The organism is Burkholderia sp. NFPP32, assembly GCF_900119325.1.
Taxonomy (GTDB): Bacteria; Pseudomonadota; Gammaproteobacteria; order Burkholderiales; family Burkholderiaceae; genus Burkholderia; species Burkholderia pyrrocinia_C.
The window spans coordinates 269,719-295,216 of the sequence record NZ_FPJP01000007.1; the positions used below are offsets into that span (position 1 = coordinate 269,719).

General features: G+C 65.0%; 22 protein-coding genes and 1 pseudogene. 10 read left to right on the top strand and 13 right to left on the bottom strand.

The window, feature by feature from the left end:
• Window positions 1-11: 11 nt before the first annotated feature.
• Together BT264_RS16935 and BT264_RS16940 are read right to left on the bottom strand one after the other, a co-directional pair.
• Window positions 12-752 (bottom strand): sulfite exporter TauE/SafE family protein, encoded by a 741-nt coding sequence (locus BT264_RS16935; RefSeq protein ID WP_072438998.1) that lies wholly within the window; start codon window positions 750-752, stop codon window positions 12-14.
• A gap of 88 nt (window positions 753-840) precedes the next feature.
• Window positions 841-1,227 (bottom strand): annotated as a pseudogene (locus tag BT264_RS16940) (aldo/keto reductase); the annotation flags it as partial.
• A gap of 69 nt (window positions 1,228-1,296) precedes the next feature.
• Here BT264_RS16940 and BT264_RS16945 point away from each other — a divergent pair.
• Window positions 1,297-2,208 (top strand): LysR family transcriptional regulator, encoded by a 912-nt coding sequence (locus BT264_RS16945; RefSeq protein ID WP_072439000.1) that lies wholly within the window; start codon window positions 1,297-1,299, stop codon window positions 2,206-2,208.
• A gap of 43 nt (window positions 2,209-2,251) precedes the next feature.
• Here the strand turns inward: BT264_RS16945 and BT264_RS16950 are convergent, their stop codons facing one another.
• Window positions 2,252-3,406, bottom strand: coding sequence for a porin (locus BT264_RS16950; RefSeq protein WP_072439003.1), 1,155 nt, complete (start codon window positions 3,404-3,406; stop codon window positions 2,252-2,254).
• Between the two features lie 380 nt (window positions 3,407-3,786).
• On the opposite strand from BT264_RS16950, the gene BT264_RS16955 reads away from it, so the two are divergent.
• Window positions 3,787-4,884: an OpgC domain-containing protein gene (locus tag BT264_RS16955; RefSeq protein WP_072439101.1), complete on the top strand. Its 1,098-nt coding sequence runs from the start codon at window positions 3,787-3,789 to the stop codon at window positions 4,882-4,884.
• A gap of 61 nt (window positions 4,885-4,945) precedes the next feature.
• On the top strand, window positions 4,946-5,887 hold the full coding sequence (locus tag BT264_RS16960; protein ID WP_072439005.1) for an alpha/beta hydrolase: 942 nt from the start codon (window positions 4,946-4,948) through the stop codon (window positions 5,885-5,887).
• A 109-nt stretch (window positions 5,888-5,996) separates the two neighbouring features.
• On the opposite strand, the gene BT264_RS16965 is transcribed toward BT264_RS16960, so the two are convergent.
• Window positions 5,997-7,211: an FAD-dependent monooxygenase gene (locus BT264_RS16965; protein ID WP_072439007.1), complete on the bottom strand. Its 1,215-nt coding sequence runs from the start codon at window positions 7,209-7,211 to the stop codon at window positions 5,997-5,999.
• 166 nt (window positions 7,212-7,377) lie between these two features.
• On the opposite strand from BT264_RS16965, the gene BT264_RS16970 reads away from it, so the two are divergent.
• Together BT264_RS16970 and BT264_RS16975 are read left to right on the top strand one after the other, a co-directional pair.
• Window positions 7,378-8,322, top strand: a complete 945-nt coding sequence (locus tag BT264_RS16970) for a LysR family transcriptional regulator (RefSeq protein WP_072439010.1) — start codon at window positions 7,378-7,380, stop codon at window positions 8,320-8,322.
• A gap of 139 nt (window positions 8,323-8,461) precedes the next feature.
• Window positions 8,462-9,220: an SDR family oxidoreductase gene (locus tag BT264_RS16975; RefSeq protein WP_072439012.1), complete on the top strand. Its 759-nt coding sequence runs from the start codon at window positions 8,462-8,464 to the stop codon at window positions 9,218-9,220.
• A 76-nt stretch (window positions 9,221-9,296) separates the two neighbouring features.
• Here the strand turns inward: BT264_RS16975 and BT264_RS16980 are convergent, their stop codons facing one another.
• A complete protein-coding gene (locus tag BT264_RS16980) occupies window positions 9,297-9,632 on the bottom strand; it encodes an H-NS histone family protein (RefSeq protein WP_072439014.1) in 336 nt (111 codons plus the stop codon).
• A 355-nt stretch (window positions 9,633-9,987) separates the two neighbouring features.
• Here BT264_RS16980 and BT264_RS16985 point away from each other — a divergent pair, with 355 nt between their 5' ends.
• The 3 genes from BT264_RS16985 (at window position 9,988) to BT264_RS16995 (ending at window position 11,588) form a co-directional block, all read left to right on the top strand.
• Window positions 9,988-10,614: a TetR/AcrR family transcriptional regulator gene (locus BT264_RS16985; protein ID WP_072439016.1), complete on the top strand. Its 627-nt coding sequence runs from the start codon at window positions 9,988-9,990 to the stop codon at window positions 10,612-10,614.
• A gap of 15 nt (window positions 10,615-10,629) precedes the next feature.
• Window positions 10,630-10,851 carry a type 2 periplasmic-binding domain-containing protein gene (locus tag BT264_RS16990; RefSeq protein WP_072439018.1) on the top strand — a complete coding sequence of 74 codons (222 nt, stop codon included), beginning with the start codon at window positions 10,630-10,632 and terminating at the stop codon, window positions 10,849-10,851.
• 317 nt (window positions 10,852-11,168) lie between these two features.
• Window positions 11,169-11,588, top strand: a complete 420-nt coding sequence (locus BT264_RS16995; RefSeq protein ID WP_218173347.1) for a hypothetical protein — start codon at window positions 11,169-11,171, stop codon at window positions 11,586-11,588.
• 679 nt (window positions 11,589-12,267) lie between these two features.
• On the opposite strand, the gene BT264_RS17000 is transcribed toward BT264_RS16995, so the two are convergent.
• The 4 genes from BT264_RS17000 to BT264_RS17015 all read right to left on the bottom strand — a co-directional run bounded on the left by BT264_RS17000 (window position 12,268) and on the right by BT264_RS17015 (window position 15,812).
• Complete coding sequence (locus tag BT264_RS17000; RefSeq protein ID WP_072439020.1) at window positions 12,268-12,567, bottom strand: H-NS histone family protein; 300 nt, start codon at window positions 12,565-12,567, stop codon at window positions 12,268-12,270.
• A 533-nt stretch (window positions 12,568-13,100) separates the two neighbouring features.
• Complete coding sequence (locus BT264_RS17005; RefSeq protein WP_072439022.1) at window positions 13,101-14,132, bottom strand: extracellular solute-binding protein; 1,032 nt, start codon at window positions 14,130-14,132, stop codon at window positions 13,101-13,103.
• Entirely contained in the window at window positions 14,129-14,980 is an 852-nt protein-coding gene (locus tag BT264_RS17010) for an ABC transporter permease (protein WP_072439024.1), read from the bottom strand. The genes BT264_RS17005 and BT264_RS17010 overlap by 4 nt, the downstream gene beginning before the upstream one ends.
• Complete coding sequence (locus tag BT264_RS17015) at window positions 14,967-15,812, bottom strand: ABC transporter permease (RefSeq protein ID WP_256260650.1); 846 nt, start codon at window positions 15,810-15,812, stop codon at window positions 14,967-14,969. Before BT264_RS17015 ends, BT264_RS17010 begins: the two co-directional genes overlap by 14 nt.
• Window positions 15,813-16,351: 539 nt before the next feature.
• On the opposite strand from BT264_RS17015, the gene BT264_RS17020 reads away from it, so the two are divergent.
• Window positions 16,352-16,807, top strand: a complete 456-nt coding sequence (locus BT264_RS17020; protein WP_072439028.1) for a GNAT family N-acetyltransferase — start codon at window positions 16,352-16,354, stop codon at window positions 16,805-16,807.
• On the top strand, window positions 16,804-17,823 hold the full coding sequence (locus tag BT264_RS17025; RefSeq protein WP_072439030.1) for an AraC family transcriptional regulator: 1,020 nt from the start codon (window positions 16,804-16,806) through the stop codon (window positions 17,821-17,823). Before BT264_RS17020 ends, BT264_RS17025 begins: the two co-directional genes overlap by 4 nt.
• A 64-nt stretch (window positions 17,824-17,887) precedes the next feature.
• On the opposite strand, the gene BT264_RS17030 is transcribed toward BT264_RS17025, so the two are convergent.
• The 4 genes from BT264_RS17030 to BT264_RS17045 are packed head-to-tail and all read right to left on the bottom strand — an operon-like array spanning window position 17,888 to window position 25,497.
• Window positions 17,888-19,648 carry an amino acid adenylation domain-containing protein gene (locus BT264_RS17030; protein ID WP_072439032.1) on the bottom strand — a complete coding sequence of 587 codons (1,761 nt, stop codon included), beginning with the start codon at window positions 19,646-19,648 and terminating at the stop codon, window positions 17,888-17,890.
• Window positions 19,649-19,661: 13 nt separating this feature from the next.
• Window positions 19,662-22,529 (bottom strand): polyketide synthase, encoded by a 2,868-nt coding sequence (locus tag BT264_RS17035; RefSeq protein ID WP_072439033.1) that lies wholly within the window; start codon window positions 22,527-22,529, stop codon window positions 19,662-19,664.
• Window positions 22,526-22,840 (bottom strand): Dabb family protein, encoded by a 315-nt coding sequence (locus BT264_RS17040; RefSeq protein WP_072439035.1) that lies wholly within the window; start codon window positions 22,838-22,840, stop codon window positions 22,526-22,528. Before BT264_RS17040 ends, BT264_RS17035 begins: the two co-directional genes overlap by 4 nt.
• Entirely contained in the window at window positions 22,825-25,497 is a 2,673-nt protein-coding gene (locus BT264_RS17045; protein WP_072439037.1) for a beta-ketoacyl synthase N-terminal-like domain-containing protein, read from the bottom strand. Before BT264_RS17045 ends, BT264_RS17040 begins: the two co-directional genes overlap by 16 nt.
• Between the last annotated feature and the right edge of the window lies 1 nt (window position 25,498).

Below are 25,498 nucleotides of genomic sequence, written 5' to 3' on the forward strand. Positions count from 1 at the left end.
GCGATACCCGCTTACAGCCACCCCGAGGCGGCCATGTACGCACCGAGCGCAATCAGCCCGACGAAGAAGCAGCGCCTGAACGCCTTCTCGCTCATCACGCGCCGCGCGTATTGCCCGCCGGCCATTCCGGCCAGCGCCGGCACGAGTGCGAGCGCCGACACGCCGAGATCGACCGTCTGCAGCGCGCCCGTCACGCGCAACTGCAGACCGAGCGCGATCGTCGATGCGGTAAACGACAGCCCGAGCGCCTGGATCAGGTCGTCCTTAGACAGTCGCAGCGCCTGCAGGTACGGCACGGCCGGCACGACGAACACGCCGGTCGCGGCCGTCACGACGCCCGTCAGGTAGCCGACCACGGCCGACAGCCAGGTTTCGTGACGCCCCGGCGCGGGCAGCCGCGCGGCGGCCAGCCCCCACAGCCCGTAGGCGATCAGCACCATGCCCAACGCCGCATGCGTCCACGTGCTGCCGGCCGCGAGCGCGGGCAGTCCGCCCGTCAGCGTGCCGATCGCGAGACCGGCGAGCAGCGGCCACAGGCGACGCAGCAACGGCCCGAACGACGGGCCGAGCCACAACTGCCACACATTGGTGATGAACGACGGCACGAGCAGCAGGCTCGCCGCGGCCGACGGCGGCATCGCGAGCGTCAGCAACCCCATCGCGATCGTCGGCAGCCCGAGCCCGATCATTCCCTTCACCGCGCCGGCCAGCAGGAAAACCAGCACGATGATCGTCAGCGTATGAATTTGCATGGAGGGCGTTCCGTCCGGTTGGGATGATTACGGCGCCGATGGTGAACCGCCGTCAGCCTGCCCGCCATCTGGTTTTGCCTGAGGCTGGCTAGGGCCCGTCGAGCGGGCCTGTCAGGCCCTCCGTTCGGGCCCCATGGATCACCCCTCGCGCCTGCTCGCTGTCGAGGTGAGCCATCTGTGAAGCCGGATAGCGGTCGCCGGCAGCCGCCCCGGCGGGAACCGCCGTTTCGATGCGAGAGAAATCATTGACCGTTAGTTGCAATTCAGGCGCGTGCAATGCGTCCGTCGATTGCGTGCGCTTGCGCGCGCCGACCAGCGGCACGATGTCGATGCCGCGCGACAGCACCCACGCGATCGCGCCCCGGGCCGGATTGCTGCCCTTCTCGTCGGCGATCGCGCGCAGCGCGTCGACCTTCGAGTGGTGAGTGGACGGACCGGATTGTCGGTGCATCGCGGCGCGCGATAAACGCGAAACGCTCCACCAAACCATTCGACGCTGATCAACAATGGAGCCTGTTCCAATCCGCCAACGCTCCCGCCCCGTATGGACCATCTGCAAGCAATGCGCATCTTCGCGCGCGTCGCCCATCTCGGCAGCTTTACGAAAGCGGCCGAGCAGTTGCAACTGCCGCGCCCGACGGTGAGCAACGCCGTCCAGTATCTGGAAAAGCACCTGAATATCCGCCTGCTGCAGCGCACGACGCGGCGCGTCGCGCTGACCGCCGAGGGCGCGACCTATTACGAGCGCTGCGTGCAGTTGCTGGTCGATCTCGACGATGCGGAATCGCTGTTCGAGGACGCCCGCGCGTCACCACGCGGCGTGATCCGCGTCGACCTGCCCGAGCGCTTCGCGTTGAACCAGGTGATTCCGGCGCTGCCGGATTTTCATGCGCGCTACCCCGACCTGCGCGTCATGATCAGCACGACCGATCGCTTCGTCGATCTCGTCTCCGACGGCATCGACTGCGCGGTGCGGGTCGGCGTGCTGTCCGACACGTCGCTCGTCGCGCGGCGGATCGGCGAGATGGCGCAGATCAACTGCGCGTCGCCCGCGTATCTCGCGCGCCACGGCACGCCGAGATCACCGGACGAACTGCCCGACCACGTCGCGGTCGGCTATTTCTCGAGCCGCACGGGCCGCGAGCTGGACTGGGAATATGCAGACATGGATACGGGCGAGCTGCACGCGGTGAAGATGCGCAGCATCGTGTCGGTGAACAGCTCGCAGGCGTATCTCGCGTGCTGTCTCGCCGGCCTCGGGCTGATCCAGGCGCCGCGCGACGGGCTCGCGCCGCTGTTCGCCGACGGCTCGCTGGTCGAGGTGCTGCCGGAATGGCATGCCGAGCCGCTGCCCGTGTCGGTGGTGTTCCCGCACGGGCGCCATCTCGCGCCGCGCGTGCGGATCTTCGTCGACTGGCTCGCGGAAACGCTCGGCGGCACGCGCCAGGCGGGCTGACAAGGGCCTGCATCGGGGCACTCGGCCCCGGCCGCCCCCCCGTTCAGAACTTGTGGCGGATCGCGGCGCGCACCGCGAACTGGTTCGACGACGACGACGGCCCGTCCGTCCCGACGACGTAGCCGCCGTCGGCCGCCGTGCCGGTCTTGTCGCCGCCGACCTTCTGCCACGCGCCCTGCAGATAGACGTCGGTTCGCTTCGACAGGCTGTAGTCGGCCATCAGGCCGACCGTGTGGTACTTCGGCTTGAACGAGCCGGCCGCGGCATCGAACTTGCCGTCCGTGTATACGTACTGCGCGCCGAGATAGAAATCGGGCGTGAGCTGGTACTTGCCGTTGATCTCGAAGTTCTGGAACTTCGTCGCGGTCAGCCCGAGGCCGGCGAACGTCGAGGCCGGCAGGTAGACGGTCGACACCGGGTTCTTCACGTCCGTCTTCGTATAAACGAAGCCGACCGTTGCCGGGCCGAACGTGTAGTTGACGCCGCCGCCGAAGATGCGCAGGCGATCGGCGACGAAGTTCGCGTCGTCGGCCGCGATCGCGCCCGCGCTGCCGACGCCCGGGTTGTTCGCCTGCAGGTACGCGGCCGCGACCTGCAGCCCGGCCAGCGAATACTGCGCACCGATGCTGTACTGGCGGTTGTTCGAGAAACCGGTGCTGTTGCTGAAGCTGTACGTGCCGCCGAACGTCAGGCCGTTCCAGTCGGGGCTCGCGTACTTGACCGTGTTGTTGACGCGGAACGAGTTGTCCGTGTTGTCGTTGTCGAACGGGTGCGAGAGCAGCGTGCCGCCCCAGTTGCCGTTCGCGGTCAGCGGCGCGAGATAGTCGACGACGGAATCGTACTGGCGGCCGAAGGTCAGCGTGCCGAAGCGCGACTCGCTCAGCCCGACGAACGCCTGGCGGCCGAACATGCGGCCGCCCTGGTTGAGCCGGCCGTTGTTCACGTCAAAACCGTTTTCCAGCGTGAAGATCGCCTTGAGCCCGCCGCCGAGATCCTCGCTGCCCTTCAGGCCCCAGCGGCTGCCCTGCGCGAAACCGCTCGCGAGCTGGTAATTCGTCTTTCCGACCCCATTGACGTTCACGTTGTTCGTGTAATTGAAGCCTTCGTCGATCAGGCCGTACAGCGTCACGCTGTTCTGGGCAAAGGCCGGCGCGGCGAAGGCAGCGAGCGCGGCGGCAAAAATGACGTGCTTCTTCATGACGGATCTCCGGAGCCGAGGGCCGGGCGGGCCGAGCGCCCGGCGAATGTTTGGTCTGTTTTGTGTGTGGCCCGCAGGGCGGACGACGCGGTGTGCGGCCGCGTGAGGACAAAATGGTGTCACGTCGCAAACCGTCCGTCCATCGGGGCAAGGAAACCGCGCGCAAAGCGTTGCGCTCTCCCAACTGCCCCGTTGCGCAGACAGCCTGACGGGGCTTGTCGGCACGGCGACCCGGCCCGCCATCCGCGTAAACCCGACAGGCGCCGCATCGGTGGCACAATGCGCATCCGTTCGCCATTTCTTCACGAAGTCATGCTTCACCCCGATTCATGCGCGGCGCGTGCCGGCCGTGCACGCGGCCCGCGCCGGGCGGCGGTCCGATGACCGCGCCTGCCCGGGCCGGCCGCTACGCCGAGCTCGATTTCTTCCGCGGCCTCGTGCTGCTCGTCATCGTCGTCGACCATATCGGCGGCAGCATCCTGTCGCGCGTGACGCTGCACGCGTACGCGCTGTGCGACGCGGCCGAGGTATTCGTGTTCCTCGGCGGCTTCGCGACCGCGATCGCGTACAACTCGCTCGCCGAGCGGCACGACGAGGCCGCCGCGCGCCAGCGCTTCATCCTGCGCGCGTTCGAGATCTACCGCGCGTTCCTCGTGACGGCCGGCCTGATGCTGCTGATCACGGCCGCGCTGAACGCGTTCGCGATCGACGGCCCGAACATGCCGACCAACGATCTCGACGGCCTGCTCCACAAACCGCTCGCCGCGCTGCGCGACATCCTGCTGTTCCGCCGCCAGCCGTACCTCGCGTCGGTGCTGCCGATGTACGCGTTCTTCGCGCTGCTCGTCCCGCTCGCGCTGCCGCTCGCGCGCACGCAGCCGTGGCTGATGCTCGCGTTCAGCGGATCGCTGTGGTACGCGGCGCCGCACGTCGCGCGCTTTTTGCCGACCGTCGAAGGCGCGCCGTGGGACTTCAATCCGTTCGCGTGGCAGTTCCTGTTCGTGCTCGGCGTGATCGCGCGCTGCCAGCCCGTCTACCAGACGCTCGCGCCCAAGCCGCAGGGCTGGCTGCTCACGGCCGCCTCGCTCGCGATCGTCGCGGCCGGCGCGTACTACCGGCTGCGCATCGAGCCGTTCCCGACCGATCCGTCGATCAAGCAGAACCTCGGCGCGCTGCGGCTCGCGAACTTCCTCGCGATCGCGTGGCTCGCGGCCAAGCTCGTGCACCTCGGCTGGATGAAGAAGGTCGCGCACGCGATGCCGTGGATCGGCACGATCGGCCGGCAGGGGCTGCTGTGCTTCGTAGCGGGCACCGGCATCTCGCTCGCGGTCGATTCGCTGCTTTACCAGGCGACCGAAGGCTATCTCGACGTGCCGCTCGGCCTGACCGCCGATGCCGTCGCGATGGGCCTGCTGTATCTCGTCGCCAAACTCTACGGGCCGCTCGTCGCGCGGCTGCCGTTCCGTTCGCGGCAATGACGCGCCGCGCCGTCATGCGCCGCTGCTACGATAGCCGGCGCCTCTCCTGAAACGATTCGCCATGCGCCGACTCGCCCTACCGTTCACCGTCGCCCTGATCGCCGGCTCCATCGCCACCGCCCGCGCCACGCCGGCCGCGCCGACGGGTTCGTCCGCGCCGCCGCTGGCCGCGCAAGCCACCCAGGCCGCGCCGGTCACGCCGGCCGCCCAGGAGCCGCCGGTCAACCCAGGCAGCAGCGTCGCGCTGCGCACGTTCCGGTCGGCATCGCTGAAGCGCGACTGGTCGTACACGGTCTACCTGCCGCCCGGCTATAACCCGGAAGGCGCGCGCTACCCGGTGATGTACCTGCTGCACGGCAATGCCGGCAACGCGAACGACTGGATCACGCAGGGCCGGCTGCAGGCCACCGCCGACACGCTGATCGAGCGCCGCGAGATTCCGCCCGTCGTGATCGTGATGCCGCAGGGCGGCACCGACTGGTACGTCGACCGCAAGGAGAAGATGCAGAGCGCGTTCCTCAACGACCTGCTGCCCGAAGTCGAAGCGCACTTCGCGGTGTCGAACCAGCGCGCGGGCCGCGCGATCGGCGGCGTGTCGATGGGCGGTTTCGGTGCGCTGCGCTTCTCGCTGCTCGAACCCGGCCTGTTCTGCGGTGCGATGCTGCTGAGCCCCGCGATCTATGCGAACGAGCCGCCGCTCAATTCCGCCGCGCGCTATGTCGGCGTGTTCGGCGACCGGCAGTTCGACTCGCGCGTGTGGCACGAGCTCAACTACCCGGCGCTGATGCGCGGCTATTTCGCGCGTAGCTGGCGCGTGCCGATGTTCATCGCCGCCGGCGACGACGACCTGACGATCCAGGCGGAATCGAGCGTGCTGTACACGCAGCTGCGCCGTGCGCAGAACCCGGCCGAGTTGCGCATCGTCGACGGCGGGCATACGTGGGACGTATGGCGCGGACTGCTCGGGCAGGGGTTGAAGTACGCGCTCGAGTGCGTGAAGTGACGGCGGGCGGGCGTGGTCCCGCCCGTTTTCGTCAAGCCGGCCGATGCCCGGCCCATCGTCCGTCGACTGGCGCGATGCACTGCGCGCGCGCCAGGCGCGCACGCCGGGCTCAAAGCCACGTGCCGCCCTGCCGCTCGCTCGGCTCCTCGGCGAGCGCGTCGAAATCGTGGATCCAGTCCAGATGGTGCAGCACGCTGTCGCGTTCGGCCAGACGCGCGTTGCGCGCCTGCGCGGCCGGCCCGTCGGGCAGGTGCAGCACGTCGGCCGCGGAAATCGACGCGTACTGCACCTTGCGCGTATGGCCGCGACGCAGGCGCTCGTACGCTTCCTGCGCTTCGCACCAGTTGCCCGGGCCGGCCTTCGCCAGTTGCGCCGCCAATACCACCGCATCCTCGATCGACTGGTTCGCGCCCTGCCCGTGATGCGGCACCAGCGCGTGCGCGGCGTCGCCGATCAGCGTCACGCGCCCGCGGCTCCAGCGGCCGAGCGGCGGCCGATGGAACAGCCCCCAGCGCTGGCTGATCGGCACGGCGGTAATCATCTGCACCACCGCCGGATGCCAGCTCCTGAACATGCGCAGTTGCTCGCCCTCTTCCGCCGGCATGACCCAGTCGCGCGACGGCCACGGCGACGGATGACGCTCGACCAGCAGGAAATTCTGGTCGCCGTTGTCGCCGATCGGATAGTGCAGCAGATGCCCGTGCGGCCCGACCCAGAACTGGATCGTGTCGGGATCGGGCAGCGGGTCCATGCTCGCGGCCGGTACCACGCCGCGAAAGCCCGAGCAGCCCGAATACAGCGCATCGTCATAACCGAGCATCCAGCGCCGCGTGATCGAGCGCGCGCCGTCCGCGCCGATCACGAGATCGGCTTCGACGCGCTCGCCGTTGTCGAACGCGAGCGTGACGCGATCGGCGTGCTGCGCGAGATCGACGAGCCGATGGCCGAGATGGATGCAGTCGAGACCGACCGCCTTCGACAGCACGGCCTGCAGATCCGCGCGATGCACGCCCCAGTAAGCGCCGCCGAATTGCCGGCGATAGTCGGGTTCGCCGCGATGATGGCCGATCACCGCGCCGCTGCGCCCGTCGCGATAGACGAGGCCCGGGATGTCCGCACACACCGCGTCGAAGGCCGCACGCAAGCCCATGCGTTCGTAGAAGCGCGTCGCATTGGCCGACAGCGCGACGGCCGCGCCGACTTCGCGCAATTCGTCGGTCTGCTCGTAGAGCTGCGCGTCGATGCCGTGCTCGCGCAGCGCGAGCGCGAGCGTCAGGCCGCCGATGCCCGCGCCGACGATCGCGATTTTCAGGTTCTTCTGCATGATGAAGGTGTCTCCGATATTCAGATTTGGGGTCTGCGTGCTGCGCAGCGGTCATGTCGAATGCATGCGCCGTATCGGTAGTTTCAGGAGTGGACATTCATCCCGCAATAAAATGAAATGAATCTGCTTCATCACCGAATGCAATGAGCCGGGCAATGCGAAACCCATGGAACTGAGCGAGATCGACCTGAACCTGCTGCTGCTTTTTCAGCGGCTGATGCAGGAGCGGCGCGTGTCGAGCGTCGCCGAGCAGATGAACATGAGCCAGCCGGGCGTCAGCAACGCGCTCGCGAAGCTGCGCCGCCGGCTCGGCGATCCGCTGTTCGTGCGCGGGCCGGGCGGCGTGGTGCCGACGCCGTTCGCGCTGCGTCTCGCGGAGCCCGTTTCGCACGCGCTCGCGACGCTGCACGCCGCGCTCAATCCCGAGACCGGTTTCGATCCGCTGCGCGCCACGCGCACGCTGACGATCGGCATGACCGATATCGGCGAAGTCGTGTTCCTGCCCGCGCTGCTCGAACACCTGTCGCAAGCGGCGCCGGGCATCGCGCTCAATACCGTGCGCAACACGAGCGTCAACCTGAGCGACGAGATGGCCGACGGCCGCGTCGATCTCGCGATCGGCCTGCTGCCGCATCTCAAGGGCGGGTTCTATCAGCGCCGGCTGTTCGATCAGTGTTATGTGTGCCTGTTCCGGCATGGGCATCCGCTCGAGGATGCGCCGCTGACAGTCGATGCATGGCGCGACGCCGAGCACCTGGTCGTGGTGTCGGCCGACACCGGCCACGGGCAGGTGGACGAATGGCTGAAGCGGCGCCGCGTGAAGCGCCGGGTGCGGCTGACGGTGCCGCATTTCATGAGCGTGGGCTACATCCTGCAGCGCACCGACCTGATCGCGACCGTGCCGGAGCATCTCGCGCTGCAACTCGCCGCGCCGTTTTCGCTGGGCTGGCGCGCGCTGCCCGTCACATTGCCCGGTGCGCCGATTCATATGCTCTGGCATACGCGGGTCAATCAGGACGAAGGGAACCGATGGCTGCGCGGCGTGGTGGTCGATCTATTTGCGGAAACGAGTGCGCGAGCGCGGAAGGCGGCACCCCGGCGGATGAAATAGTCGCGGTCATCGCGCAATCGAGCGGGCGGTACGATGTCGCTTGAGCTTGCTCCGGGCACATTTCGAATGCATTGACCGGGTGGCGAAGACATCGATCGCTCGCCCCTCTTTCCCAATTCAACCAGCAGGAAATCAAGCCATGTCTGTCACGAAGAAATTCGCAGCCGTCACGGGCGCCGGATCCGGCATCGGTCGTGCGGCGGCCGTCGCGCTCGCCCACGCGGGATTCACCGTCGCGCTGCTCGGGCGCAACGAAGCATCGTTGCGCGAAACGCAGGACGCGATCCGTGCCGCCGACGGCGACGCGCACGTGTTTCCCGCCGACGTCACCGACGAAGCGTCGGTCGACCGCGCGTTTTCGCAAATCGCGCAGCAGTTCGGCCGGCTGGACGTGCTGTTCAACAATGCCGGACGCAACGCCCCGCCCGTTTCACTCGGCGAATACGAATTCGACGTGTGGAACAGCGTCGTCGCGACGAACCTGACCGGCGTCTTTCTGTGCGCGCGGGCCGCGTGGCGCCTGATGAAAGCTCAGACGCCGCAGGGTGGCAGGATCATCAACAACGGCTCGATCTCGGCGCACGCGCCGCGCCCCGACACGATCGCGTACACGGCCACCAAGCACGCGGTGACGGGCATCACCAAGTCGCTTGCGCTGGACGGCCGCGCGTACAACATCGCGTGCGGCCAGATCGACATCGGCAACGCGGCGACGTCGCTCACGGAACGGATGACGCAAGGGGTCCCGCAGGCGGACGGCAGCCTGGCGCCCGAGGCGCGCATGGACGTCGCGCATGTCGCGAACGCGGTCGTCCAGATGGCGAATCTGCCGCTGGACACGAACATCCTGAACATGACGATCATGGCCACTGCGATGCCTTTCGTGGGGCGCGGATAAACGCGAGCGGCGCGACAGACGGGCACGACGCTACCGTCGTATCCGTCGATGCAGGCAGCGCCCCGGCCATGTTTCGTCAACCTGACTTGGCTTTCTTGGCTGCGGGCGACGGCTTGCGTACCACGAACTGACGGCGGTCCTTGCCCCTGATCCAGAGCGGCGCATTGCCGCGCCCGCTCCATTCCTTCCCGCTCGCCGGGTCGCGATACCGTGCCGGCAGTACTTTCACGATATACGTACCTCGGCGACCGTTGCGGCCGACCAGGTCGCGATGCTTGATCGCATAGGTATCCATCAGCGAGTGAACCTTCGCGATCGCATCGATGCGTTCACGTGCGCGTGCGCGCTCGATTTCCTCGTCCAGTTCGGACAGCTCGACCACGAGCTGCGCATAGGTCTTGCTCACGCTCATCTTTTGCTTCCTGTCCCGCATCCGCATGCGAATCGACATGATTCGCATGACTAACGGACTGTTTTACAACGCCCCGTGACAGCAACATTAACTTGATCGCATGCGGCGCATCGCTGCGCGCCGGACAACGCGACGCGAAGAGACGGACAATCCGCGGAACGCCGACGCCGCGGCATACACTCCGATGCCGCAAACAGACAGGCGCGTCCTGCCGAAACGATCGTCCACCCGGGACAAGTTCCCCGCTGGAGACATCCAGAAGCACCATCGCGCGCCGCATTTCACATATCAAGTGATATTTGAAGCCCAATCGTAATGGTATCCATCTCAAATATCAACTGATATCCTTCCCGCCATGAATACGGCGCCCCTTCCCCCGCGGCTGAGCCGCGAAGAAAGTCGACTGCAGACCCGCGCACATTTGCTCGCCGCGGCAAAGCGGCTGTTTGTCGACCGCGGCTTCGGCGCTACGTCGCTCAGGGATATCGCGGCCGAGGCCGGCTATACGCAGGGTGCGTTCTATTCGAATTTCGCGAGCAAGGAAGAGCTGTTCGTGGAGTTGATGCGGGAGCGATCGAAGACGCAAGTGGCCGACATCGCCCGGGCGTTGAGCGACCCGTCCGCGACCGGGGACGAAATATTGAATGCGCTGGAAGTCTGGTCGCGGACCGTCGACGCCGAGCCCGAGTGGTCGGTGCTGGGCGTCGAGTTCAAGCTCCAGGGGCGTCGCAACCCCGCGTTCGCAGCGGCGTCGCAGGCGTTGCTTGACGGCCACCGCGATGGCCTCGCCTATTGCATCGAACAGATTTTCGCGAGGATGAAGAAAGTGCCGCCCGAATCGCCGGCCGTCCTGGCCGTGTCGTTCATGGGGCTCTCGCAAGGCCTGTCGCTGCAGCAGTCGATCCTGTCCGACGTGCCCATCGGGCACATGATCATGGTGTTCCTGCGCAGCCTGCTGGCGACGGCGGCGCCGGTGCGCTGACCGGCGAAGATTCTGGTGGCACCGACGCTCGTCGCGAACAGCGACATGACGCTGGTGTTGCCGCAACGCCTTGCGCGGCATGTCGCGTTGTCGATGCCGGTCACGCTAGTGAAGCTGCCGGTCGAGGTGCCGCCGTTCGCGCTGTCGATGATCTGGCATGAGCGCACGCACGACGATCCCGCGCATGGATGGCTGCGGCAGCAGATTGCGGAGATTGCGCGGGAGATGGAAGTGTAGCTGTCGCGTGCAATCGCCCTGCGACACATTGATCCATGCTGAAGGCAAACTCCGCGAACAACGCGTCTTTGGCGTTGTGGCGGCCGTCGGCGCAGCAATACTGTTTATCGGATGAAAAATGACTGACGTACCGTATTTCTCCCAGTGGGAATCAAGGATGCTGATCGACAAGTTTCTGTCCGGTGAACTCCGTTCGGAAGACGATCCGCTCTGGCGCGAGTCGGGTGCCCACAATCCCGAAGAGTACGCTCGATGGAGCCCTCACATCTGCGGCATCGCATGCCTGAAGATGCATGCTCGCGCATCGGACGAAGCGCGTGTTCCCGTTGCTCGAACTGGTTCGCGACGCAGTGACCTTCGGCGTGTATCGCCCTGAACTGGGCGATAGCGGCAAACGCCTGCTATACCGACCGTTCGTGCAATGGCTCGGCGAGCGCTTTCAGATTCGAGGCAGCGTCGTCGAGCATACGGGATCGGCGGTCCTTGAAGAACGGCTTCGCGACGGACATATGCTCATGGCGTCGGTCCATCCAGGAATCCGGCATCAGGATTTCGAGCCGCCGGGGCGTGGCGGCCATCTGGTACTCGTGCTCGGCGTAGACGCAATGTCCGGTGACTGGATCTTTCATAATCCGTCAGGGTTTGAACGGGACACGCAGGAAAACGTGACGATGCGGCGCGAAACCTTCGATCGTTATTTTGCCAATCGAGGGATCTTGATCGCCCCCCAGGATTGAATCCGTACCCGCTTGTCGATGCCCCGAGTGTGGATCAATGCGGCCGGGTATGAATGCCGGGCGCAGGCCCTCTATCCAATCAAATACCCTCAAGCATCCGGATCTACCCTCTTATCTCGACGAACGGCGCCTCGAATTGCGGATCCGCTCGCGCCGCTCTCGCGCAAGCGATAGTTCGAGGAGGTCGAATGCATGCAGGTGCGCTTGTCTCGCGAGATTGGCATGGTGCCGGGCCCATTCGGACCGCGAGCCGATGTTGCCATCAGCCTTGTCCTGAAGGATCGACATCACGGTGTCGGCATGATCACGTGCCCGCTGGGCATGGATGCGAGCTTTCTGGATGCGACTACCGATTAGCTCCACCTGGGCACGCGTACTCGGAAAATGAGAGGTAGCCAGCGTCGAATACCGTACAGCCAATTTCTCAAGCTCCGCGGCGCATGCTACCGCGCCCGCGGCGGCAACGTTAGCCACGTGGACGCACTCGGTGGCGAAAGCATCGGCGAGTTTCGACGCCGAAGGCCGACCGAATCGACGCTTCCAGTACCAAGCGGGAATGCAAGCGTGGACGGCTGCTCGTATCAAGTTTGCAGTGCAATTGATTCGATTCGATCGGGCTGTTCTGGACATGGCGGACGAAAAGATGCTCTTGTCTGGACGTACCTTGACCCACGATTATTTACGTCTCGGCCTGGATCAGGAACGTCGTTCGATCGCGACCGGCAATCCAACGAGGTTCCCGCCCGCGCCCGCTCCAGACGGCGCCGGAGACGGGATCACGGTACTTTGCGACAGCCGGGCCACGCCGCCGACGTAGCTTGTACCGAATACCGTCGAAAATGTCTTCCGGCTTCAAATCGAAGTCGGCGATCAATTTCTGAATTTCTTTTACCGCACTCTGCAATTCCGTCTTGCGTGCAAGTTCAGCTTGAGTTTGCAGTGCTTGGATCTTGGCTTTCAGGTCCAGGTAGGTTTGCATGTCGTTTCCTCGGCAATGTGAGAATCGTGAATCTGGAAAGATTGCGCACGCATCGACCCAATCTGTTTCGCAATACATAATATTTAGCTTTGAATGTCCGCGATGCCGCGTGGAATAAAAAGCGCGATCGAGAGGGGAAATCGCGAGCCGCCTGTGCCGAGAGGTAATGAATCGCCGAACACAGGCGGAGCCAACGACCGGGGCTAGTCGATCCTGCGCGGAAGACTCGAGCGACTGACTGCCCGACGGCCCTCGGGCGTGCCGAGAGCGCAACCGCCACGGACACGAGATTCGGATGCCGTTGTCGATATCTTCGTCCGGAACGTGAGCAAGGACACGGCCGTCGTGCACCGGGTTTCGTTCAGACGACGATTTCGCTTCCGCGGCGGACTGCGAACGGCTACCGCGCCCCCCGTACATGCGCACAGTGGTGCGCTTATGCAAGCTGGCTCGGGATGCCGATGCTGTCGTAATCTACGTTCAGCCATGATGGTCTCTTGGTGTGTACCCCAAGGCCAGGCCGCAGGCGCCGCTCATTGATTGCCCTTCAGCTTCAGCCAGACCTTGTTGCGTAGTTGAAGTGCCGCAGGCGAGCACATCTTGTACGGCTTGAGGCGATCCTTGTATTGCTCGGGCGTCTTGGTCGCGGGGTTGTTCAGCAGCGCATGATCGATGTAGCGCTCCGACCCGACGATCTCGTTGCTGTACCGAATCGCGTTCGTCACCAGTGCAATGTTCTCGGGCCGCATCATCCAGTCGACGAACTTGTAGGCCGATTCGACGTTCCGCGCTTTTGCCGGGATAAGCAGACTATCCATGAACAGCCGGACGCCCTCTTTCGGATACACGAACCGGATGGTCGGCAGACGATCCTGCGCGCGCGCAGCGGCACCGTTCCAGACGTGCTGAACGGTGATTTGCCTGGACGCGAGACGGTCGATCGTGCCGTCGTTGCTGTAGGTCTTCACGAAGGGCTTCTGCTTCTGCAGGACGTCAAGCACGCGCTTCGCATCCTCGGGACGTTCGGTACATTCGTCCTGCCCCAGATACCAGCTCGCGGCCATGTACAGTTCCTCCTCGACGTCCAGATCGCCGATCTGGCCGCGCAGCGCCTCGGGCGGCTCGAAAAAGGATTTCCAGCTATCGTCGAGCCGGCCACCCGGCACGCGCGCGCTGTCGTATGCAAACCCGGTCAGGACGACCGTAAAGGGCATCGCATAGTCCCGCTGAGGATCGAATGCCGGATGACGGTATTCAGGCTTGATGTTTGCGATATTCGGCAACTTGCTCTTGTCGAGCTTGAGCAACAGGCCGGATTTCACGAGCACCGGGACGTAGTAGTCGCCGGCCACCACGACGTCGTAGCCTCCTCCCCCCGCCTGCAGTTTCTGGGTCAGTGCGGCATCGCTTGCATAGGTGTCAAGCGTCGTCTCGATACCGGTATCTGCCTGGAACTTCTTGAGCAAGTTCACGGGCAGGATGCCCGGCCAGCTTCCGATATGAAGCTCGGCGGCCTGCGTCGTCACAGCGGCGAGGAGCAACATCGCCCCGATTGTTTTTTTCATACTGTTCCTATTGCTTGGAGATTTGCATGGTGTATCTCGGACTGCTTGGGTGTGGATCTTCTTTTGCCTCGAGCACCGATGACCCAGACCGCCATCAGTTGCACCGACGAAAGGCCGATGACGACGGTCGAGACAGCGCTGACCTTTGGGGTGATCCCGATCTTCATCGCACTGAAGATGTACATCGGCAATGTGGTCATGCCGGCGCCAGCGAGAAAGTAACTGGTGACGTAATCATTCATCGACGCGACGAACGACAGCAGCGCCCCTGCGACGATGCCGGGCAGCGCCAAAGGCACGGTGATTTGCCGAAATGCGGCCCAGGGTGTGGCTGACAGGTCCGCAGCAGCCTCGAGCAGCGTGCGATCGATCGTCTTGAGCCTGGCTTTGATCGGAAGGTAAGCAAGCGGCACGCTGAAGACCACATGCGCAAACAGGACGACGCCGAATCCGAGCTCGGTCTTGAACATCGAGAACAGCATCATCGTCGCGATCGCCAGCACGATTTCAGGTATGACAAGCGGAAGCGCGACGAGAAGTCCCGCCCGGTCGAACCCGTGCCGATCACTTCTCGACCACCAGGCAACCGCCGCGCTCGTCGCAAGGACGGTGGAAAGCACCATCGACATCAACGCCAGAACGAGCGAGTTCTTCGCGGCACGGACCAGCGTCGGATCGGACCACGCCTCCTCGTAGCCGCGGATACCGAACCCGTCCCAGACGAGCGCGGACGGGCCAACGTTGAAGCTCATCCCTATCACGATCAGCATCGGCAAATAGAGGAACAACAGAACCGCGATCGCGATTGCCGCGGCCAACGGAAACCGGCGCAGTTCAGGCGAATTCATGAATGCGCTCCTGTCGTTGAAAGAGCGCGCCCAGCCGGGGCATGAGCATCGCCAGAAGCACAATCGCGAGCAACGCAAACGACATGGCGGCGCCCAAAGGCCAATCCCGGCCGCCGGCAAACTGGAAATCGATCAAGTTGCCGATCATGAACGCGTGATTGCCGCCAAGAAGCCCGGGGATCGTGTAGGAACCCAGTGCAGGGACGAAGACGAGCCCTACGCCCGCCATGACGCCCGGACGGCAGCACGGCACAACCACATGGACAAGTGCGGCCGGCTTGTTTGCCCCCAGGTCGTAGGCCGCTTCGACCAGCCGCCAGTCGAGATCATCGAGCGCGGCAAAGATCGGCAGGACCATGAATGGCGTGAACGCATAGACGAGGCCGATCAAGGTCGCGAGATCGGTGTAGAGCAAGCCGAGCGGGCCGTGCATGATGCCTGCTCCGATCAAGATCCGATTCACCAGGCCGTTGTCTGCGATGACGATGATCCACCCGTACATCTGGACGACGACGCAGGTCCAGAACGGGATCGTGATCAGGATCAGCAACGCGGCTTTCCACTTCCGAGGGCGCGTCGCCATGAAAAGCGCCGTCGGGAAGCCGATCAGCAGACATCCCGCGGTGGTCAGCAGGGCCATGGTCATCGACCGGGCGAAAATGGCGAGATAGCCCCGCTGAAGGACAAGCGAACCGTCGAAGTCCCGATCGAAGACGACCCGCTCGTACGCCCGGGCAGTGAAGTCGCCCCACGCGACGCCGCCGAAGTCGAGCGGCACGCTGAGCGAGACCACTGCCAGGATGATCATGGGAAGAACAACACCCGCGACCATGACGAGCACCGCCGGGTTATACATCTTCCGCCATGATTTCAGCTTCGGCAGGTGGACCATAGGGACTTGACGCACTACCAATTACCTCAATTAGGCCGGTTCGATTGGCAGGAAGCGTATCAAATAGATCGCTCCATTTATAGGGGTTGCCCGTGCCGTTCGCGCCAATGTGTTACCCGTCAGCGCCAATGACATTATAAGTTTGGCGAACGGCATTTTATATTGGATTATTTCGCCAACAGAAATTCTCGTACTCGTGCAATTTAGATCGATGCAGGAACATTAAAGCGTTGACCAATCGTCAGGTCACCGGGAACGGTACACCGGGTACTGCGCCGCACGCCGGCGCCCCGATGGGCGCCCCATGTGGCGCCATGCGGCTTCGCCGATGGCTCGGCCAACCCCGGTCCGCCGCGGCACACGTGGCAGCTATCCGGCTTCCGCGGCATGATCGTTGGCGGATTTGCAAAAATCGTGAGATAGTTGCCCGATTCGCACCATGCATATTTCATATAACGAGATGAGAGGCGATAACGAATATGGCCATTGCTGATAAGCTGGAATACCGCCGAATGACCGAGCGCGACATCGGCGCCTTTTATGACGTGCGATTCTCCGTGAGCGAGAATAGAATCCATCCCCACCAGGTTCATCTGCTCAACCGCAACCTCCTGATCGAGAAAATCAGGCAGGGAGGCGGCTGGATTTGTGAATGTCGTGATGAGGTGGTCGGGATCTGTCTGCCGGTCATCACCGAAAAGCCGTTCATCACCGCCTTGTTTGTGAATCCGTCGTTCCATGGCGCCGGCATCGGCCGGGAGCTGCTCGACCGTGCGCTGACATGGTTGAAGGAAAAGGGAGTGGCGCAAGTCACGCTCGTGACCGATCCGGGCTCGCGAGCCGATGGCTTCTACCAGCGTCTCGGGTGGAAGCGCGGCGAACTGGACGAGTATGGATGCCAGGTCGTGTTTACGAAGTCGCTAGGAGTCGAATGAAGCCGGTAGCCGACATGAGTCACCGCACTGCCGCGCAACGTCCGGCGCCGCTTCACACCATCTTCATCACGATCGACTTCATGAAGCGTATGGGGGTTCCCGTCGACGTCTTGCTGAGAGGCGCGGGCATTTCTCCGTCGGACGTCGAGCGACCCAACGCAATGGTGACGCATGCGCAGGAAATGGTGCTGTTTGCGAATGCACTCGAGGCGACCGGCAACACCGCGATCGGGCTTCATATCGGAAACGCGATCCCGGTGACATCGTACGGCCTGCGAGCCCACGCCATGCTGGTGAGCCCGACGTTGGGTGACGCGCTGCGCCTGGGCTTCGAGCATCCGTTGCTGGGGATCAGCTATTTCAGAATGAGGATAACGACAACGGGTGATGTGGCCAGAATTACGGTTGGCGGCTATACCTATCGCACGGATCTCCTGGTTTTGAATACCGACATGGTTTTCACCGCCATTCGCCGGGAGATGCGTGATTTGATCGGGCAATATCCGGAATTCCTGAGGATAGGATTTGCTTATCCGGAACCGCCGCACGCGGAATCTTACAGGGCCTATTTCAACTGTCCAATCGAATTCAATTCTCGCGAAAGTTTTCTCGAGTTCGATCGATCGACACTTGAAATCGCGCTTCCGCTCGCACACCCGATAGAATTCGAATTGGCAAAAAAGGCGTGCGCAAAGCGCGAATTCGAACTTGCGCACTGGGTCCCGTCGGACCTCATCGGACGACTACTTGGCCTGATGTACGACAACCCCGCGTGTCAAGACATCGCCGAGTTTTCCAGAGAGCTCGGACTTTCACTGCGCAGTTTGCAGCGGAAACTCCAGGAGATGGGGACGTCGTTCAGTGCCATGCACAACCTTGTACGTCAAGATCTGACATCGCAATATCTGGCCAAAAAGGAATATTCGATCAAGGAGATCGCGGCGCGATTGGGATACAAAAGTACATCCGCGTTCAGCCGAGCGATGAAGCGCTGGTCGAAAGAAGCGACCGAATGAAAAAATAGGCCAGGACTGCCCGTATGGACATGGCCAGCATCTACTCCGCCGAACTCCAGAGGCGTCAATGCAAATTTGCCACGATCCGCGACAAGCCGGAAATTGTCGGGTACTCGAAGATGTGAAAGAGTTCGATGCGCGGCCACCGGTCGGCCAGCGACAGATGAAACGAAACCGCGTGCATCGACGTGAGGCCATGCGCGAAGAAGTTATCGTGCTCGCCGAGCCGGCTCACGTTCAGGTAGGGTGAGAGCAGGACGATCAGCACGTGTTCGGGGCTATCGGGTGCCGCGTTCCGTTTGACGGGAAGCGGCATGGGTTGCTCAGGCGGCAGGCTCGCAAGCGCTTTCCGATCGAGCTTGCCGGAGCCGTTGCGCGGGAGCGTGTCGATCACGGTCAGCTCGCGCGGCCACAGATACTTGGGCAAACATTGGCGCAGATGCGCGTGCGCCAGTTCCACCGGATCCGCGATGACATGGCGCGGATCGAGCGTGATGAATGCGGACAGGCTGTCGATCTCGCTCTGGTCGCGCGTGTGGATCGCCGCCGCCTCGCTGATGAACGGCAGCGCCTCCAGCGTGTCGCCGATCTCCTGCAGGTCGACCCGATGCCCGTTGATCTTCACGAAGTCGCCGGCGCGCGAGACGAAATTCAGGCATCCCTCCCGATCGACGAAGCCGACGTCGCCGGTGTCATAACGGATCGTGCGGCCGTCGGCGCTCGCGATGAACTTCTCCGCCGTAAGCGCGGCGTTGCCCAGATAGCCGAGCGCGACCGCGTCCCCCCCGATCAGGATGCGTCCCTCCACGCCAAGCGGCACCTCCGAGCCATGTTCGTCGACGACCAGCACATGCGTGTTCTGGATCGGCAGCCCAATGCGCCGTTCACCGGGCCGATCGATCCGTTGACAGGTCGACCACACGGTGGTTTCGGTCGGACCGTACATGTTGTACGGCCGCGCCGCACGCGCGTGGATCTCGGCCGAGAGCGCCTGGCCGAGCGGCTCGCCGCCGACCAGCAGGCGGTCGAATCGGAACGATGCGCCGAGGTACGGCAACAGGCACTTCAGCAGCGACGGTGTGGACTGGTAAATCGCCGGACGGACCTGCTCCAGCAGCCGGGCCAGCAACTGCGGCGATGCCGCCCGGCCGTCATCGGCGAGTGTCAGGGTTGCGCCGTTGGCAAGCGGCAGCGCGTACTCCAGATAGAAAATGTCGAAGCCGGGCGAGGTGCTGGATAGCACGCTCGTGTCCGCATCGCATCCGAGCAGTTCGCCAAGGCAGTCGATCAGGTTCGCGCATCCCTGGGTCGTGACCCTGACCATCTTGGGTTTGCCCGTCGAGCCGGACGTGAAGATCCGGTACGCTTCGCGGCTTGCGCCTGCTGGCGGCGTGCACGTCGGCGCGGCGGAGCACACCGCCATATCGAGTTGCGGGGTGCCGACCGGCAAATCGGCGATGAACGGATGCGGCGTGCCGGCCGTATCGTGCAGCACCGCGGTTGCCGCACTCACGTCGAGCATCTGCCTCATGCGCGGTGCCGGCGTCCGGAAGTCGATCGGGATGTAGGGCACGCCCTGACGCTGGCACGCGATCATCGCTACGATCAGCGGCACGCCGCGCGGCAGGCAGAGCAGCATGGCGTCGCTCGTTTGCCTCAGCGTGTCGAGCGACGCCGCGCATCCAAGCACTCGCTCGTGCAGTTGCCGGTAGGTCAATTGCTCGCGGCCGGCGATCAGCGCGATCCGGTCGGGGTCGCGTTGCGCTGCTTCCGAGAACCGCGCGATGAAATCCCGGTAATGCGTCTTTGTTTGACCGCTGAGCATCGGTCGGACTCCGTCATACCTGGCTGGTGAATTCGTAGGCAAGCGCGATGAACTCGCCCGTCAAGCGGCTGATATCCGTCTCGCTGTAAATCCCGGGATCGTAGTGCGCGACGAGCCGGATGCGCTCGTCCGCGTCCGCCTGGAATTGCAGGCACAGCTCGGTGTAGAGCGGCCGGTAGCGGTACGGCCCCTCCTCCCACACGTGCCCGTTCATCTCGATCCGATAACCGGTGTTCTGGTTCTGGAACATGAACAGCATCCGGTACGGCGCGCCAGCGCGGCCCGAGGCCTGCACGATCACGTCGAGCGGTGCGTTGGCGTGTTGCATCGATTCGGCGAGACGTTCGCGGACGGCCGCCAGGATCGCGTCGTATCCGCGCGTTTCGTCGATCTCGACACCGATCGGGAGGTTCGTGATCCGGCAATCGATCTGCCCCAGTGTGTGTGCGTCGCGATTGTTCAGCGTGGTGCCGGTCAGGACCCGGCGCATGCCGGTCCGCCGTGCCACCAGCGTGTTGAATACCGCGTAGAACAGAACGAACGGCGTGATCTTGCGCACCCGGCAAACCGCCCGTACCGCGCGCAGCAGGTTGTCGGGCAGGATTGCGCACCGCTCCGCCGCGGGATACGGCAGCGGTGCGCCGGCCTCACGCGGCGCGCGTCCCGGTGTCGAGGCGAGCGTACTGGCCGGTGCCCCCGCAAGCTGCTCGCGCCAGTACGTCGCGTCCTCGGGCCGCCAGTTCGGCGTATCCGATACCGGGACCGGCTCCGCGGTGCGCTCGCCCTTCAGCGTGCGCTCGACGCGCCGCAACAGGTTCTCCAACCCGGTGCCGTCGATCAGGAGATGCGGAAAATTGATCGCGACATGATGACGCTCGCCGTGCCGCACGTACAGCACACGCGCGGCCGGACCGCGCTCGAGATCGAAGCGCCGGCCGAAGAACGCCGTCAGGCAGCGCTCGGGATCGTCCGATTCCGCGAGCGTCACCGCCTCCGCGGTCGTCACCCGCTCGCGCCGCTCGCCCAGCATGATGCCGTCGCCCGTCCATTTCAGCGTCATCGAGAAATCGGGAAGCCCGCTCAGGATCGCGTCGAGCGCGGCGCAAAAAGCCGGCCAGTCCGGCGCGACACCCGCCGACAGGCACAGCGGCACGTTGTAATGGCTGAAGTCGCCGCGCTGCAGCTTCTCGAGCAGGTAGAAGCGTGCCTGGTAGGCGTTCAGGCGCGTGCGCGGCGGTGCATCGGGCCCGTTCGACCCGGCGCGCGCGCCGACGCGCGCATTGATGCGCGCGGTCAGTAACGCGGGCGTCGGACAGTCGTAGATGTCCGTCTGCGCCAGCATCACGCCGTAACGCTCGCTGACATGTGCGATCAATTCGACGGCAGAGATCGAGTCGCCGTTCAGTTCGAAGTAGTCGCTGTCGGGGGTGACCGACGGCTCGGCGAGCACCGCCGTGTAGAGTTCGACGATCTCGTCGCACGACGCTGTTCGCGCTTCCCCCGCTCCCCGGGCGGGCGGGGCCTCGGGCCGCTCGCTCACGCCCGCAGCCGCGTTTGCGCCGCCTGCGTCCGGCACCAGCGTGTAGCGCCGTGCCGACAGTTCGGGCAGTGCCGCGTCGAACGCACGGCACACGTCGTCCGGCGCCTGTTCGAGTATCACGTGCGCGTTCGTGCCACCGACGCCAAACGAGCTGACGCCGCAGCACGTGCGTTCACGCAGGTCGAGCACGTTTGCGTCGGCCGAAATGCTGAATGGCGAGTCGACGAGGGCCAGCAACGGGTTCGGATTGACGAGCCCGGCTGTGCCGGGATAAACGCGATGCTTCAGCGCGAGTACCGACTTGATCATCGACACGATGCCGGACGACCAGAACAGATGGCCGATATGCCCCTTGATCGAGCCCAGCAGGATCGGTTCGGGCGTCGCGGGCGGCGGATAGGATTCGACGAAACGCCGGAGCGCACGCACCTCGATCGGATCCCCGATCGCCGTGGCCGTCGCATGGCATTCGACGAAGGCCAGTTGATCGGGCGCGACGCCCGCATCGGCATAGGCGCCCTTCAGGAGCGCCACCTGCCCGTCCACCGCCGGCGCGGCGAAGCTGACCTTGTGCGCGCCGTCGTTGTTGACGCCCACGCCGCGCACCAGCGCATGAATCCGGTCGCCGTCTCGCCGCGCCCGGCTCAACGTCTTCAGCACGACCGCGCCGCCGCCATCGGCCGGAACGGTGCCGTCCGCCTCGGCATCGAACGGACGGCACACGCCCAGTCGCGAATAGATCGAGCCGGGCTCGTAAGCGTAGGCCCCGTCGAGCGGATACGTGATCGTCATGCCGCCCGCCACCACCGCGTCGCAGCGGCCGGCCCACAGCAGATGGCAGGCTTCGGCCGCCGCGACCAGCGACGACGAACAGCCGCTTTGCAGGTTGAAGGACGGCCCTTGCAGGTCGAACACGTAGCTGACGCGGGTCGCGAGAAAATCGGCACCCCGGTTGACCGTCTCCAGCAGCGCAGGCGGCGGCGCCACGCGCCCCTGTGCGGCCAGCGCTGCGAGATGGTCGTGATAGGTGCCGTTGGCCGCCTGCGACGCAACGACGCCCACCGTGCCGGGATGCGCGCCGCGCGGGTAGCCGGCATCGGCAAACGCGGCGTCGACGAGCATCAGGAACCGGCGGCACTGCGGGTCCATCACCTGCGCTTCCTGTTCGCTGATGCCGTAACGGGCGGCGTCGAACAGCTCGGCGGATTCGAGCCGCCGCTCAGGCCGCCCGCCGCGAGGCGGCGCTGCGAGCAACGCCCATAATGCTTCGTAGTCGCCGGCGCCCGGCACGCAGCAGGCCATGCCGACGATGGCGATCGGCTCGCGGGTGCCCGGATTCATTTGGTGTCGTCCATGTCGGTGAAGTCGAGCACCGCGCTGTCGGCCAGCATCGGATCCAGCCGCGTGCGGATGAACGCGAGATGCAACGGATGATTCTGGTACGCGTAGCGGTCCGCCTTGCTGTCGAACGCCATCACGAAGCAATGGCTGAAGCGGCCGTTGTGCGGGTTGTCGGCGTCGTTGCGGCCGAAGTGATACGCGCGGATCGTCGGTATCCGGGTGCGCAGCCCGCCCAGCGCGCGCAGCGCATCATCCGCCTGCGACGCGCTCACGCCTTCGGCGAACGCGAACAGGATCACGTGGAAATACATAGCGCCTCCGCGAAGCGGTTGACGTGCGCGGCGACCTCCGCAAGCCGGGTGGCCTCGACGATGTCGACGTGGTGCGCGTCGATCCGCACGATCTCCGCATGCGGGCACCCGCCCCAGCCGTTGTCCGCCTTCGCCGCGTCGAATGCGCGGCGCAGCGGCCCGCCGGCGATCGGCAAGCGGCTACCCGTCGCGATGATATTCAGGAACGGCAACGCCTGCAGCGCGGGCCTGAATGCGCGCGCCATGTCGCGCTCGACCCGGAAGACCGCGTTCAGCCGCCGCAACTGCCGTTCGTAGTGCGCCTTCCCGAAGCGCTCGACCAGCAGGCCCGCACTGTCAATGAAATACGGCAGCGCGTCATCGTCGAACAGCGCGGCGTGGCGTTCGTGAAACACGACCGAATCGATCGCGAGCAGGCCCGCGACCGGATAGCTCGCCGCGAGCCGCGCTGCAATCAGGTTCGCCAGCATGCCGCCGAGCGACCAGCCACCGATGCAAAGCGGCACGCAGACGTCCGGCACCGCCTCCGCGATCTGCGCGGCATACAGTGCGGCCAGTTCGTCGGCGTCGCGGATCAGGTCGCCTTCGTCCGAATACAGGTTGTACGAGTCGATCGCAAGCAGCTCTATGTCGTCCGACAGATGCGCGGCCAACGGCTGGTAGATCTCGGCGCCGGAAATGCTGGCATGCACGAGGACGAGCCGCAGGCGCGGCGTCGAGCGCGCCGCGCGCAGCCGCTTCACGAGCCCGCCGTCGGCGCGCGCGGGCGCCGCCAGCAATGCGGCGATGCTCCGCAGCTGCTCGCCGAAGCGATCGTGCGTGTCGATCCAGTCGAGGTCGATGCCGACGTCGAACGCGTCGTTGATATCGCTCACCATCGTCAGCGCGAGCATCGAATGCCCGCCTTCGTCGACAAACGACGTCGCGTCGCTCACTTGCTTGAGCATCAGCGCAGACTTCCAGATGTCCGCCAGCGCCGGTTCGATGCCCGGCAGTGGCGGCGTCGCCGCGGCATCCATCGCGACCGCCGGCCCCGGTGCGTCGACTCGCACGCCCGGATCGATTTCACTCACGCCGAGATCGAGGATGCGCGCATCCGGGTCCGCCACGCACGGGAGGCCATCCGGCGTCGCGTCGACACCCGCACGGCCGAAACCGTCGAACCGCTGCGCAAGCTCCGCAAGATCCATCGCCGTCCCACACGCGACGCACGCGCTGCCCGCGGCGCGCCGGTTCAGCGTACGGGCGACGTCGCGGAACTCGGCACCGGATTGCCGCACGGTCTCGGCAAGGTCGCGCATCATCGCGGCGACGCGTTCCGGCGTGCTGGCGCCGACGTAGACGTGCAGCGGCCCGGGCGGCGCCGCGCCGCGAGGCTCGGCGAACGCGGGCGGCGACTCGACCAGCACCGCGCAATTGGTGCCGCCGATGCCGAGCGAATTGACGATACCCGTCAACGGCCCGGTCGCTGGCGCGCGCGATTGCGGCACATAGAGAGGCCCGTTGTCGAACGAGATGCGCGGATTCAGCGCGCGATGGTTCGCGGCGGGCGCGATGCATTGGCGCCGCGCCTGCACGGCCGCGCGCAACAGACCGGCGAGGCCCGCGACCGTGTCCAGGTGGCCGATCGACGACTTCACCGACGCGACCGCCGTGGCGTTTGCGCCGCGCCGGCTGCCGGCGAACGCCTTCTGCAGCGCCGCCGCCTCGATCACGTCGCCGATGTAGGTCCCGGAACCATGTGCCTCGACAAAGTCGATGTCGCTCGCGTCCAACCCCGCTCCCGTCAGCAGGCCGTCGAGATTCTCGGCAACCGCCACGGAGCTGGGCGACGTATAGGTCGCCTTGTGGCTGCCGTCGTTGTTGACCCGGCTGCCGCGCAGCACGGCGAGCAGCGCGTCGCCGTCGCGCCGCGCGTCGTCGAGCCGCTTCAGCACGAACACGACGCAGCCGAAGCCCGGCACCATTCCGTCCGCATCGCGGTCGAACGAGCGCACCACGCCCGATCTCGACAGGTTCATGCCGGGATGGTACGCATACCCGTCGTGCAGCGGAAACGGCAGGCTGGCGCCGCCCGCCAGCACGAGATCGCAATCGCCGAGCCTCAGCGCCTGCATCGCGGCGTGGATCACGAGCAGGCCGCTCGAGCACGCGGACTGCACGCCGTAGCTCGGGCCGCGCAGGTTCAGCACGTGCGACACGCGCAGCGATTGCTGCTCCTTGTTCGAGCCGATTTCGATCTCGAACGGATGGTATTTCGCCGCCACGTCGTGCCGGGCGCGGACCACGCTCGCATAATCGGTGTCGGATGCGGTGGAAATCACCGCGGTGCGCGCGGGCAGCGCTTTCGGGTAGTAGCCGGCCGATTCCGCCGCTTTCCAGCAGTGCTGGATGAACAGCCGCTGTTGCGGATCGATGATGACGCTGTCGCGCAGCGACAGCCCGTACAGGCGATAGTCGAACCGCGGCCAGTCCGTCATGTAGCCTGCCCGATCGACCCACCCCTCGCGAGGCGGTGCCGCGTCGTCGGGCGACGAAAACGCGTCCTCGCCGGCGAACACCAGCCGTTCGAAATCGCCGAGCGTGCCCGCGCCCGGCAACGCGAGCGACACCCCGATCACCGCGACCCTGGCATCCGGTTGCGCGACGTGTGCCATG